Annotated in this window: 10 protein-coding genes; 2 read left to right on the plus strand and 8 right to left on the minus strand. The window is 73.5% G+C overall.

All coding sequences use genetic code 11. From position 1 onward, the window contains the following. Nucleotides 1-76 precede the first annotated feature (76 nt). Nucleotides 77-457, plus strand: a complete 381-nt coding sequence (locus tag AB0J80_RS08635) for an RDD family protein (RefSeq protein ID WP_364701980.1) — start codon at nt 77-79, stop codon at nt 455-457. Here the strand turns inward: AB0J80_RS08635 and AB0J80_RS08640 are convergent. Genes AB0J80_RS08640 through AB0J80_RS08665 form a run of 6 tightly spaced genes read right to left on the minus strand, consistent with a single transcriptional unit; the run spans nt 438 to nt 9634 of the window. Then, nucleotides 438-1613: a glycosyltransferase 87 family protein gene (locus tag AB0J80_RS08640; protein ID WP_364701983.1), complete on the minus strand. Its 1176-nt coding sequence runs from the start codon at nt 1611-1613 to the stop codon at nt 438-440. The genes AB0J80_RS08635 and AB0J80_RS08640 overlap by 20 nt on opposite strands. After that, entirely contained in the window at nt 1610-3001 is a 1392-nt protein-coding gene (gene mptB, locus AB0J80_RS08645; RefSeq protein ID WP_364701985.1) for a polyprenol phosphomannose-dependent alpha 1,6 mannosyltransferase MptB, read from the minus strand. Before mptB (AB0J80_RS08645) ends, AB0J80_RS08640 begins: the two co-directional genes overlap by 4 nt. Then, the gene (gene mptB, locus AB0J80_RS08650; RefSeq protein ID WP_364701988.1) at nt 2998-4404 is read right to left on the minus strand and encodes a polyprenol phosphomannose-dependent alpha 1,6 mannosyltransferase MptB; all 1407 of its coding nucleotides are present in this window, start codon (nt 4402-4404) and stop codon (nt 2998-3000) included. Before mptB (AB0J80_RS08650) ends, mptB (AB0J80_RS08645) begins: the two co-directional genes overlap by 4 nt. After that, nucleotides 4401-5819, minus strand: coding sequence for a hypothetical protein (locus AB0J80_RS08655; protein ID WP_364701991.1), 1419 nt, complete (start codon nt 5817-5819; stop codon nt 4401-4403). The genes mptB (AB0J80_RS08650) and AB0J80_RS08655 overlap by 4 nt, the downstream gene beginning before the upstream one ends. After that, complete coding sequence (locus tag AB0J80_RS08660) at nt 5812-8847, minus strand: bifunctional [glutamine synthetase] adenylyltransferase/[glutamine synthetase]-adenylyl-L-tyrosine phosphorylase (RefSeq protein ID WP_364701994.1); 3036 nt, start codon at nt 8845-8847, stop codon at nt 5812-5814. Before AB0J80_RS08660 ends, AB0J80_RS08655 begins: the two co-directional genes overlap by 8 nt. A gap of 1 nt (nt 8848) precedes the next feature. After that, entirely contained in the window at nt 8849-9634 is a 786-nt protein-coding gene (locus AB0J80_RS08665) for a type 1 glutamine amidotransferase (RefSeq protein WP_364701997.1), read from the minus strand. 64 nt (nt 9635-9698) lie between these two features. Between AB0J80_RS08665 and AB0J80_RS08670 the strand changes: the two genes are divergently transcribed. Then, the gene (locus AB0J80_RS08670; protein WP_364701999.1) at nt 9699-10853 is read left to right on the plus strand and encodes a low temperature requirement protein A; all 1155 of its coding nucleotides are present in this window, start codon (nt 9699-9701) and stop codon (nt 10851-10853) included. 3 nt (nt 10854-10856) lie between these two features. On the opposite strand, the gene AB0J80_RS08675 is transcribed toward AB0J80_RS08670, so the two are convergent. Both AB0J80_RS08675 and AB0J80_RS08680 read right to left on the minus strand, forming a co-directional pair. Beyond that, nucleotides 10857-11282 (minus strand): DUF350 domain-containing protein, encoded by a 426-nt coding sequence (locus AB0J80_RS08675; protein WP_364702001.1) that lies wholly within the window; start codon nt 11280-11282, stop codon nt 10857-10859. 79 nt (nt 11283-11361) lie between these two features. After that, nucleotides 11362-12714, minus strand: a complete 1353-nt coding sequence (locus AB0J80_RS08680; RefSeq protein ID WP_364702004.1) for a glutamine synthetase family protein — start codon at nt 12712-12714, stop codon at nt 11362-11364. Nucleotides 12715-12846: the final 132 nt, after the last annotated feature.

The following is a 12846-nucleotide window of genomic DNA, read 5'->3' on the forward strand; positions in this document are numbered from 1 at the left end:
CGCCCCGCCGGGTGCAGATCATCAGACGGGTACGCCCCCGGCATGACCCCGCCGACCCGTGATTACGCTGATCAACGTGGCGACCCCCGACCGCAAGCCCCTGACCGAGCCCGCCGACTTCGGCCGGCGCTTCGGCGCCCTGCTCATCGACTGGGCGCTGTGCCTGCTGGTCGCGAGCCTGTACGCCGACCCGCGCGTGGTGGCGTGGCCGCCTGTGGTCGTACTCATCCTGGTCAACGCGTTCTTCATCGGCCCGTTCGGACAGACGCCGGGGATGGCCCTGGCCCGCCTGCGCTGCGTCTCGTTCGCCGACGGTGGCGCGATCGGGATCGCCAAGGGCCTGCTCCGCGGGTTCCTGCTGGCGCTGCTGATCCCGGCGATCATCATGGACGGCGACCGGCGGGGCCTGCACGACCGCGCCGCCGGCTCCATCGTGGTCAAGCTGCCGAAGGCGTAGCCTCGGGCGCCCGCGCTGCCTGCTCACCGGGCTGGTCCGGCGCCGCCTCACCGGCCGTGCCGGGCATCCAGATCAGCAGGGCCACGCCGAGCAGCACGTACAGGTTCGCCATGATCACCGCGAGCGGCGGTTTGGGGCCCGCCTCGTACAGCCAGGTCACGCGGAGGCAGACCAGCGCGTAGCCGGCCGCGGTCACCCAGAAGATCCCGCGGTGGGTGCGGGCCACCTCGACGCAGCGGACCAGGGCCGGCAGCAGCCAGACCCAGTGGTGCACCCAGGTGACCGGGCTGATGAGGCAGCCGAGGACGCCGGTCAGCGCCAGGCCGCCGAGGGGGTCGGCACGGCGTACCCGCCAGGCCCAGAGGCCGACGGCGAGCAGGACCGCCACCACCCACAGCTGGGACTCGACGGCGTCGACCGGCCACCGGGCGAGCATGCCGCGCAGCGACTGGTTGGAGACGTACTCCAGGTTGCCGACGCGGTTGGTGTCCCAGAGGGCCGCGGTCCAGAAGTCGCGGGAGGCGTCGGGCCAGAGGGCCGCGGCGACCAGGGTGGCCGCGGCGGCGGTCGCGATCGAGGTGGCGGCCGCCCGCCAGCGGCGGGTGACCAGCAGGTAGAGGATGAAGACGCCGGGGGTCAGCTTGATCGCCGTGGCCAGGCCGATGCCGACGCCCGCCCAGCGCCGGCCCCGGGCCAGGCCGAGCAGCACGTCACCCGCGACCAGGGTGAGCAGCAGCGTGTTCACCTGGCCGAAGCCGAACGTCTCGCGGACGGGCTCGAAGAACAGGGCCAGGCAGGAGCCGACGGCGAGGGCGTACCACGGGGTCCAGCCGCGGCGGCGGATCAGCGGTGCCAGGCACCACCGCGTGACCAGCACGGTGGTGACGACGGTCGCGATGGAGGCGATCGTCGCGACCAGCCACAGCGGCAGCCAGGCCATGGGCGCCATCACCAGGCCCGCGAACGGCGGGTAGGTGAAGCCGTACGGCGTGCCTTCCTTGAGGTAGTCGTAGACCAGGCCGCCGTCGCGGAACCAGTAGCGGACCGCGCCGGCGTAGACGCCCGAGTCGAAGTAGAAGTGGAAGATCCCGGACCAGATGAGGTAGCCGGCCGCCGCGGCCGCCAGGGCGACGAGGAGCAGGATCCGGCGGGTCACGCGACCACCCTACGGTCCCGGCGCCGGCGTGCGGCGACCGCCACGAGCACGACCAGGGCGGCGGTGACGGCGAACGCTCCGGGGATGCGGGTGTAGAGCGCCCAGTTGTAGCCGGCCGGGGTGGTCAGCGTCGCCGCGAAGGCGCAGAGGCCCAGCAGCCGGCGGTTCTCCGGCCGGGTCGCGGCGAGGACGGCCAGCGGCCAGGTGGCGTACCAGGGATGGAAGACCGGGGCGCAGAGGACCGTCGCCGCGAGCGCGAGGCCGGCACCGTCGAGGGCGTCGCCCCGCCGGGCCCGCCACCAGAGCGCGACCAGCACGACGGCCAGGAGCAGCACACCGATCAACCGCGTCACGGGTACGGCGGGGAGCCCGGTGACCGCCTCCACGGCCAGCCCCACGGCGGTGGACGGTGATCCCCAGCTCACGGTGTCCCCGCTGCGCAGCAGCCCCGCGACCCAGCCGGCGCCGCGCCCCGACACGGCCGTCAGCACCGCCATCGTCAGCAGCAGTCCCGCCCCGATCGCGGCGGCCGGCGCGACCAGGTCCCGCAGCGGCCGGCGATCCCCCGTCGGCGGCAGGGCGGCCAGGACGGCGAACGGGACCACGACGATCGCGGTCGCCTTGACCCCCACCGCGAGACCCAGCACCGCGCCGGCGGCGACCAGGACCGGCGTCGCGGGACGGGCGGCGGCGAGCGCGAGCCCCGCCACGATCAGGCCGATCATGACCGCGTCGTTGTGCGCGCCGGAGACCAGATGCACCAGGACCAGCGGGCAGGCCAGCACCATCCACGTGGTCCGGGCGGGGTCGGCGCCGCAGCGGCGGGCCAGGACCGGCAGGCAGGCGGCGAGAAGCGCCACACCGGCCAGCGCCACGACCCGCAGCCCCGCCACCGCCGCGGCGAGCGAGTCGCCGGCGACCGCGACCACGCGCGCGGCGAGCAGCAGGAACAGCGGGCCGTACGGGGCCGGCGCGTCCACCCACGACGACGCGACCGAGCCGAGCCACGGGCAGCCGGACCCGCCGACGCCGCCCGCGTACGGGTCACCGCCGGCGTGCTGGACGTACCCCTGGCACGCGTACGAGTAGACGTCCGCGCTGCCCAGCGGCAGGAAGGGAAGCACGGGCAGGAACCACAACCCGGCCGTGACCAGCGCCCAGCGGGTGGAGGGCACGACGTGCCGGCCGGTCCACCACGCCGCGACGAGCAGCGCCGTGCCGAGCACCCAGAGGATCGGCAGCAGCACCCCGCGCTGGCCGCTGAGCAGCGTGCCCGGGTTGACGCTCGGCACCCGCTCGAAACCCGCCCCGCCCAGGTACGCCGTCCCGGCCGTGGCGACGCTCCCGGCGAGCCCACCCCACCTGACGACCCGAGGGGTCACGGTCATGCCGGCGCCTCGACCGGGGCAGGACGCCGCAGCCACCGCACCGAGCGCCACGCGATCCAGCCGGCGAAGCCTGTCACGAAAAAGGCGAACGGCACCTGCAGCGGTTTCCACGCGCCGTCGCCGTTGGGCAGGATCAGGAACATCGAGACGATGACCGTCACCTCGAGCCACCGCATCCGCACGGTCGTCGCGGCGAAGAGCGCCAGCGTCCAGTACAGGTACCAGGGCTGGGTGATCGGTGCGAAGAAGATGACCGCCAGGCAGGCCAGCCCGGCGCCGTGCAACGCATCGCCGCGCCGGAAGTGCCACCAGATCGCCACGAGCGCGGCCAGCAGCAGGACCAGGGCGGTCGCGCGGACCGCCGGGACGACGTCGATCGCGACGCCGAACAGCTTGCCGACGGCGTTGACCGCGATCCCGACGGCGGTCGGCGGCGACGTCCAGCTGCGCGACTCCCCCGCCCCGGAGAGCGCGACCGCCCATCCGAAACCGAGCCCGGACACCACCGACAGGGCCACGAGCGCCGCGACCGCACCGCCGACGACCGCGCCGCCGCGCCGCAGGAACCGCAGCAGGCCGTCGCGGGTCAGCTCCAGCCCGCCGGCCGCCAGCAGGGCGGCGAAGGGCAGCACCACGCCGACGGTCGTCTTGACCGCGATCGCCGCGCCGACCAGTGCGCCGCCCGCCACCAGCAGACCGACGCGACGCCGGCCGGCGATGAGCGCCAGGCCCGCGAGCAGCAGCGCGATGGTCAGCGTGTCGTTGTGGCCGCCGCCGACGAAGTGCACCGGCACCAGGGGGCAGCAGAGCACGAGCCACAGAGCCCGTTCCACCGGTACGCCGGTGCGGCGGGCCAGCGCGGGCACCACCAGCGCCAGCGCCGCGACCGCGAGGACCGCGTACAGGCGGAAGATGCCGAGGGCGACGGCCTGCGAGCCGAACGACGCCGCCAGGCCGGTGAGCACGATCCAGAGCGGCCCGTACGGCGTGGGAGTGTCGCGCCACACCACCGACACCGACTCGATCCACGGGCACGGCTGCGCCGAGATGCCGACCACCGACGGGTTGAGGCCGGCGTCGAAGAGGGCGCCCTGGCAGGCGTACGCGTACATGTCCCGGCTGGCCAGCGGCGGCACGAAGAGCATCGGGACGATCCACAGCGCGGCCGTCACCAGGATCCACCGGCGCGACACGGTGAGGCGGCGCCCGTACCACCAGGCGGCGCAGAGGGCGCCGAGCCCGGCGATCCAGAGCAGCATGATCAGGACGCCGTTCGGGCCGCGCAGGATGCTCATGACCGAGACGCCGCGCCGGATCCACGTCGGGGCGCCGAAGAGCACCGCGTCGGCCGCCGCGCACACCGAGCCGAAGAAGCCCAGCCACCGCACGCCCGGGGCCGTCACGGGTTCGCCCGCAGGATCGGCACACCCTCGACGACCGGGCCCGGATGGTAGTGCGCGGCGAGCTCCGCGGCGATCCCGCCGCTGGGATCCACGGCCTCCGGCGGGGTGTCGAGGACGACGACGGCGGGCCGCTGCGGCGACGTCAGCATGGCGCGCAGCCGGGGCAGCGCGTCCGGGATCTTGTCGATCGGCTTCCCCCACAGGTACGGGTACGGCGACTCCCGGTCGGCCGCGAAGTAGAGGTAGGCCTCCGACTCCAGGACGTAGATGCGCTCGTCCGGCCCGGTGGAAGCCCTGATCACGGCCGCTATCCGGTCGTCTCGGGCGGCCAGCGCATCGTACGGGACGGTGTCCGCCCGGCGCGCCGGCGACATGGGTACGAGCGCCGCCAGCCACACCAGCGTGGGCAGCACGACGGCGCCGCCGAGGGCCCACCGCCGCCACCCGGCCCCGGCGCCCACCACCGCCGCCGCGGCGAGCAGCACAAGCGCGGGCAGCGGCTGGACGAAGTAGTGCGGCCAGTACGAGCCGCCCAGGTTGATGCCCACCACGCCGGCGGCCAGCCAGGCGCCGAGCAGCCATTGGCCGCCCCGGTCGAAACGGCGCCACCCGAGCACCGCGACGACCAGGATCAGCGTCAGGTCGAGCGCCACGCTCCCGGCGTGCCGGCCCAGGTCGGACCAGCGCGTCGAGGCGTTCGACCCCTCGCCGCCCAGCGCCGACAGCTGGTAGCCCACCAGCGCCGTCCAGTAAAAGCTCCAGCCGACCGCGATGCCGTGCAGCACCGACGCGACCAACGGCAACGCCGCGGCCGACAGGAAGGCCAGGGCCGCCCGACCGCTGCGGGCCAGCACCACGATGACCAGGCCGACGACCACGCCGTCGATGCCGGACTGCTTCATCGTCAGCGCGGAACCGGCGCACACGCCCGCGGCGGCGAGCACCCACAGCGGCCGATCGCGGCGCCACCACCAGACGGCGAGCGCGATCGACACCGTCGACGGGATGCTCGCGAGCAGCTCGCCGTTGAGCGTCATGCCCTCCAGGTGCGGGGCGAGACCGGCGATCGCGTAGCACCAGGCCGCCGCGATGCCCACCGACCGGCCCACGAGCAGCCACCCGATCGCCGCCAGCGCGAGCGTGACGACCACCCCTCCGGCGACCATGCCGGCCCGGATCGTCCAGCCCGAGCCGTCGACCGCGAGCAGCGCACGGTACGTCAGCAGCAGCCCTTGCGGACGGTCGAGCCACGCCGTGTCGTACAGGCGGTCGCCGCGCGCCCACTGCCGCGCCACGTACGCGTAGCCCCCCTCGTCCGTCGACAGGCCGGTGAAGACGAACGGCAGGCGTACCAGTACCGCCACCACCACCGCTGCCAGGATCGGCCGGAGCGCGCGGTGGTCCCGCTCAAGCATCGAGGACGCGCTCCATCGCCGCCCGCGACCGCCGGGTGATGCGCAGGTACCGGTCGACGAACTCGCCCGGGTCGCCGCCGCCGAGCAGCTGCACCACCCCGGCCAGCTCGACGCCGTGCTGCGGCAGTTGGTCGGTGGGGCGGCCGCGGACCAGCGTCAGGGCGTTGCGGACGCGTGAGGCCAGGGTCCAGCCGGCGGTCATCGCGGCGGCGTCGACCCGGTCGACCAGCTTGGCCTCCAGCTCCGCGGTGAGGGCCTCGAGCGTGCGGGTCTTCCGCAGGCCGGGCAATGCGTACGCGTGCCGCAGCTGCAGCAGCTGCACCGCCCACTCGACGTCGGCGAGCCCGCCGCGCCCCAGCTTCGTGTGGGTGTGCGGGTCGGCGCCGCGAGGCAGCCGCTCGGTCTCCACCCGCGCCTTGATCCGGCGGATCTCGACGACCTGCTCGCGGGTCAGCCCGCCGTCCGGATAGCGCACGCTGTCGGCGAGCTGCTCGAAGCGGCGGCCGAGCTCCTCGTCGCCGCACACGAACCGGGCGCGCAGCAGCGCCTGCGACTCCCACACCCGCGACCAGCGGGCGTAGTACTGCGCGTACGCGTTCAGGCTCCGCACCAGCGGCCCCTGGCGGCCTTCGGGACGCAGGTCGGCGTCCACGCCCAGCGGCGGGTCGGGCGCCGGTGCCCCCAGCGTGCGGCGCATCTCCTCGGCGATCGCGTGGGCGGCCGCACTGGCCTGACCCTCCGCGATCCCCTCCGGGGGGTCGTAGACGAAGAGCACGTCGGCGTCGGACGGGTAGCTCATCTCGTACCCGCCGAGGCGGCCCATGCCGATCACGGCGAACCGCAGCCCGTCGGGGCCGGGATGCACCCGCCGGGCCGCGTGCAGCGCCGCGCCCAGCGTGGCGTCGGTCAGGTCGGACAGGGCGATGCCGATGGCGTGCACGTCCAGCGGCTGGGCCGGGGCCAGCTCCCCCGCCCCGCTCAGGATGTCGGCGCAGGCCAGCCGGAACAGCTCCCGCCGGCGCAGGGCCCGGACCGCGGCGATGGCCGGGGCCGGGTCGGTGCTGCCGTCGCGCAGGTGCCGCTCGACGGCGGCGATGAACCCGTCGCGCAGCACGTCGCGCGCGCGGGGCTGAAGCTCGGCGTCGTCGGCGAGCAGGCGCAGCGCCTCCGGATCTCGGGTGAGCAGGTCGGTCGCGTACCGGGAGAGGCTCAGCACCCGGGCGAGCCGCCGCGCGACCGGGCCGCCGTCGCGCAGCAGGCGCAGATACCAGGGGGTGCTGCCGAGCTTCTCGGAGACGTGCCGGTAGTTGAGCAGACCGCGGTCAGGCTCGGGTCCGTCCGCGAACTCCTGCAGCAGCATCGGCAGCAGGGTCCGCTGGATCGCCGCGGTCCGGGTGACGCCGCCGGTCAGCGCCTGCAGGTGCCGCAGGGCGCCGGCCGGGTCGGCGAAGCCGAGGATCTCCAGGCGGCGGCCGGCCGACTCCGGCGTCATCCGCAGCGCCTCGGCGGGCACCCGCGCCACCGCCTCGAGCAGCGGCTGGTAGAGCAGCTTGACGTGCAGGCGGCGGACCTGAGCCGCGTGGCTCACCCAGTCGGAGCGGAACGCCTCGACCGCGTCGCGGCCGGCGAGCGCCTTGTAGCCCAGGGCCGCGGCGAGCCAGCGCAGCGCCTGCGGATCGTCCGGGACCGTGTGCGTACGCTTCAGGTTCTGCAACTGCAGCCGGTGTTCGACCGTACGCAGGAAGCGATACCCCCGCAGCAGCGTCTCCCCGTCCTCACGGCCCACGTACCCACCGGCGACCAGCGCGCGCAGGGCGGGCAGGGTGGCGCCGTCACGCAGCGACTCGTCGATGCGCCCGTGCACCAGCTGCAGCAGCTGGACGGCGAACTCGATGTCGCGCAGGCCGCCGGGACCGCGCTTGATCTCGCGGTCCACCTCCTTGGCCGGCACGTTTTCGATGATCTTGCGGCGCATGTCCCGGACGTCGGCGACCGCCTCGGGCCGCTCGGCGGCATGCCACACCAGCGGCGCGAGGTCGTCGATCCACTCCTGCGCCAGGGCGAGGTCGCCGGCCGCCGGCCGCGCCTTCAGCAACGCCTGGAACTCCCAGGTACGCGCCCAGCGGCGGTAGTAGGCCTGGTGGCTGGCGAGCGTGCGGACCAGCGGGCCGCGGTTGCCCTCGGGCCGCAGCGCGGCGTCCACGGGCCAGGCGACCAGCCCGCAGATCTCGATCAGCTTGGCCGCGACGGTGGTGCCGGCGGTCAGGTCGTCGTCGCCCGCGGCCACGAAGATGACGTCCACATCGGACACGTAGTTGAGCTCGCCACCGCCGCACTTGCCCATCGCCACGACGGCCAGCCGCGGCTCGGCGGTGCCCTGCGGCAGGCCGGCCACGGCGATCGCGTACGCGGCGCCGAGCGTCTCGTCGGCCAGCCGGGACAGCGCGGCCATCGTCGGCTCCAGGCCGCGCCCGCCGGTCAGGTCGGCGGCGACGATCCGCAACAGCGCGATCCGGTACGCCGTCCGCAGCGCCGGAACCGTCGGCGGCCCCTCCCCGGTCGAGTCCCCGAAGTCGAGGTGCCCCTCGGCGTTCGGAGGCAGGCCGGTCTTGCCCGTGGCCAGCACCCGCCACTGGTCGTGGTTGGCGACGAGGTGGTCGCCGAGCGCGCTCGAGGCACCCAGCACGGCCACCAGGCGGCGTCGCAGCCCGCCGTCGGAGCCGAGGGCGCCCAGAATGGCGTCCGCGGCGGGGCTCGACGGGATCTCCTCCCCCGGACCCGTGACCCGGCCGCCGTTGCCGCGCACCGCCGCCCGCGACACCGCGTCGACGAGCCGGTGCAGCTGGCGCAGCGCGAGATTGGGATCGGCCGCCCGCGACAGCTCCTGCAGCAGCTCCCCGGCGACGGGGTCGACCGGCTCCTGCGCCTCGGCATTCCACAGGCGCAACCCGTGCGGGCCGAGCAGGTCGGCCGCGCGGGCGCCGTTGTCGGCGAAGCCGTACCGGGCGAGCCGGCTGGGCCTGGTCATCTCACTGGCCCAGCAGCGGCAGCGTACGCGGGGTGCCCGGCGCCGGGATGTCCGCGCCGGGCAGCTCCCCCATGGCCAGCGCGGCGAACCGTGCCGCGAAGGGTTGCCACACCTCCTCGACGTCGGCGAGCACGTCCGCCGTGGCCGCGACGACCGCCTCGACGTCATAGCCGAGATCCTCGAGCACCGCCCGGTCCGACCGCGCCCAGCCCGCGATCATGTCGGCGTCGCACTCGATGTGGAACTGCAGGCCCCACGCCCGGTCGCCGAGGCGGAACGCCTGATGCGGATAGCGCGTCGACGCCGCCAGCAGCACGGCACCGACCGGCAGCTCGGTGATCTCGTCGGCGTGCCACTGCACCACGTCGGGCAGCAGCGGCACCCACTTGAACAGCGGATCGGTGTCGGCCGCGTCGCGCCGCCCGACCAGCCCCGGACCGATCTCGAGCCCCGACGTGCTGCGTTCCACCAGGCCGCCGTGGGCCTGGGCGAGCAACTGGGCGCCGAGGCACACGCCGAGCGTCGGCACGTGGTGGCGCACGGCCTTGCGAAGCAGCCCCTCGAGGGCCGGGAACCAGGGTGCGCCGGGCCGGCCGTCCGCGTCGGCGTACGCGCTCTGATCCCCGCCGAGAACGACCAGGCCCAGGAAGCCGTCGAGGGTCTCGGGCAGCGGGTCGCCCGCATGCGGCCGCAGGACGGTCAGCCCGAGCCCCGCCTCGGCGAACCATTCACCGAGCCGGCGCAGGTCGTCGGACGGGTCGTTCTCGATCACCAGTGCTGTGCCCACCCGTCGAGGCTATCGGGTGAGCACGGGTCCCCGCCCTGGTGCCCGGCCCCTTAGGCTGCCGATCATGGCTGAGCCCGCCGCACCCGAGTCCGGCGTCCGCGTGTCGACGCTGGAACTGTTCTTCGACCTCGTCTTCGTCTTCACCATCACGCAGCTCGCCGAGACCTTCGCCGAGCACATCACGCCCGGCACGCTGCTCGACGTGCTGCTCATGCTCTTCGTCATCTGGTGGATGTACTCGGGCTACGCCTGGCTCACCAACGCCGTCGCGCCGAACAGCACGACACGGCGTACCCTCCTGCTCGCCGGCATGGCCGGCTTCCTGGTGATGGCGCTGACGATCCCGGAGGCGTTCCACGGGTACGGCTGGCTGTTCGGCCTCAGCTACCTCGTCGTCAACCTCGTGCACTCGGGGCTGTTCCTGCAGGCCGGTCCGGGCGCGGTCGCGGCGATGAGGCGGCTCGCCCCGATGAACATCCTGGCCGCGGTGCTCGTGCTCGTGGGCGGTCTGCTGCCCGAGCCTTGGCGGCACGTGTGCTGGCTCGCCGCGCCGCTGGTGCAGATCGCCGCCGGCCACCTGCACCGCATCGAGATGCACTCGATCCAGGCCGGGCACTTCGTCGAGCGGCACGCGCTGGTCGTCATCGTCGCGATCGGCGAGTCGATCGTGGCGATCGGCGTCGGCTTCCGCGGCGTCCACCTGGGCCTCGGCGAGATCCTGGTCGCCGTGCTGGGCCTCTGCGTCGCCTACTACCTGTGGTGGATCTACTTCGCCGGCGACGACGAGCGCTCCGAGCACGTCCTCGAGCGGACCGCCGACCCTCGGCGCCGCGCACGCCTCGCCCTGAACGCCTGGGGCTACGCGCACTACGTGATGCTGGCGGGCATCGTGATCGCGGCCGTCGGCGTCAAGAAGACGGTCGGGCACGCGTTCGAGCCGCTGCACTGGGGCGAGGCGGTCGTCCTCAGCGGCGGGGTGGCCCTCTACCAGGCCGGCCACGCCCTGTTCCTGCGCATGCTCGGCCTGCCCGGATGGTTGCACCGGGCGGTGGCGGCCCTCGTCGTACTGGCCGCCGTCCCGCTCGGGCACGTCGTGGCGGTGGCGCAGCTCGCGCTGATCACGTTCGTGATGGCGGCCGCGGCGATCACCGAGGACCTGCCCCGGGCTCGCCGGGCCGGCAACACGGCGATCAGCGACTTCGGGCGTACCCGAAGCTGAGACTCAGGCGATGCAGGCGCAGACGATGAGCGCCGCCCCGAAGTGCGAGGCCGCGCTCACCAGCGCGCCGGGGTGACGGTCCTGCGTGCAGATGACCTCGCCCAGCTTGCCCGGCGTCATCCAGTCGAGCACCAGGAAGGCCAGCCCCATCACGCCGATGCCCAGGAGGCCGAAGATCGCCGTCGAGGCCAGGCCCTCGCCGAAGTTCTGGTAGCTGGTGAAGATCGCGGTGAACACGATCAGCGCGATGCCGACCTGGTTGGCGGCCAGCAGCAGGGCCGCATTGGGGTTCTTCTCCACCCAGATGAGGTCGCGCAGCTTGCCCGGGGTCAGCAGGTCGACGAGCACGAAGCCCAGGGCCATCAGCCCGATGCCCACCGCACCGAACACAATGCTGCGCCCGGCACCCTCAAGCAGATTCTCCAGCACGGTCTCTCCCTCGTCTCAGCATCCGAGGGCACCGTATCGGACCAGGGCACATGGTTGATCCACCGGCCGTACGAAAGCTTCAGAGTGTCCCGAGATAGCGCTGCCGCTCGTACGGGGTGACCTCGCGCCTGTACTGCTCCCACTCCTGCCGCTTGTTGCGCAGGAAGAAGTCGAACACGTGCTCGCCGAGGACCTCCGGGACCAGCTCCGACTTGGCCATGACCTCGATCGCCTCGGCCAGGTTCTCGGGCAGCGACTCATAGCCCATCGCCTTGCGCTCCTGCGGCGACAGGGCCAGGACGTCGTCCTCCGCGCCCGGCGGCAGCTCGTAGCCCTCCTCGATGCCCTTCAGGCCGGCGCCCAGCATGACCGCGAAGGCCAGGTACGGGTTGGTGGCCGAGTCGATCGAGCGGACCTCGACCCGCGCGGAGTTGGGCTTGCCGAACGCCGGCACCCGCACCAGCGCGGAGCGGTTGAGGTGCCCCCAGCTGACGAACGCCGGCGACTCGGTGATCCGGTCCGGCAGCTGCAGCGGGAAGAGCCGCTTGTACGAGTTGACCCACTGGTTCGTGACGGCTGTGTACTCCCGGGCGTGCACGAGCAGACCGGCGATGAAGGCGCGCGCGGTCTTCGACAGCTTGAGCGGGTCCTCGCCGTCGTAGAAGGCGTTGCGCTCACCCTCGAACAGCGACAGGTGGGTGTGCATGCCGCTGCCGGGCTGGTCGGTGTACGGCTTCGGCATGAACGTCGCGCGTACGCCCTGCGACAGCGCGACCTCCTTGACCACGTGCCGGAACGTCATGATGTTGTCGGCGGTGGTGAGCGCGTCCGCGTACCGCAGGTCGATCTCCTGCTGGCCGGGCGCCACCTCGTGGTGGCTGAACTCGACGCTGATGCCGATCCGCTCGAGGGCCAGCACGGCCTGGCGCCGGAAGTCGCGGGCGACCGAGTGGGTGGTGTGGTCGAAGTAGCCGCCGCCGTCGACGGGGATCGGCACCGAGCCGTCGAGCGGGCCGTCCTGCACCAGGAAGAACTCGACCTCGGGGTGGGTGTAGAAGGTGAAGCCCTTCTCCGCGGCCTTGGCGAGCATGCGGCGCAGCACGTGGCGCGGGTCGGCCCACGCGGCGGTGCCGTCCGGCAGCAGGATGTCGCAGAACATCCGCGCGCTCTCGCCGCTGGCGCCGCCCTCGAACGGGAACACCTGGAAGGTCGTGGGGTCGGGCATGGCCACCATGTCGGACTCGGAGACGCGGGCGAAGCCCTCGATCGCCGAGCCGTCGATGCCGATGCCCTCCTCGAAGGCGGACTCGAGCTCGGCCGGCGCCACCGACACGCTCTTCAGGGTGCCGAGCACGTCGGTGAACCAGAGCCGGACAAAACGGATGTCGCGCTCTTCGAGTGTGCGGAGCACGAACTCCTGCTGTCGGTCCACGTCAACCCCTCGTACTCGCCGGGCGGCCAGTCTCTCCCGTACCGATTACGCCGAGATTACGCTGACCACGGCGCGTCGGCGCGTTCCGGGTAGGGCCCGGTGTCGATCACAGACAGTACGGCAGGCACCCGC

Origin of the sequence: Actinoplanes sp. NPDC049548, assembly GCF_040676695.1 — a bacterium.
Taxonomy (GTDB): domain Bacteria; phylum Actinomycetota; class Actinomycetes; order Mycobacteriales; family Micromonosporaceae; genus Actinoplanes.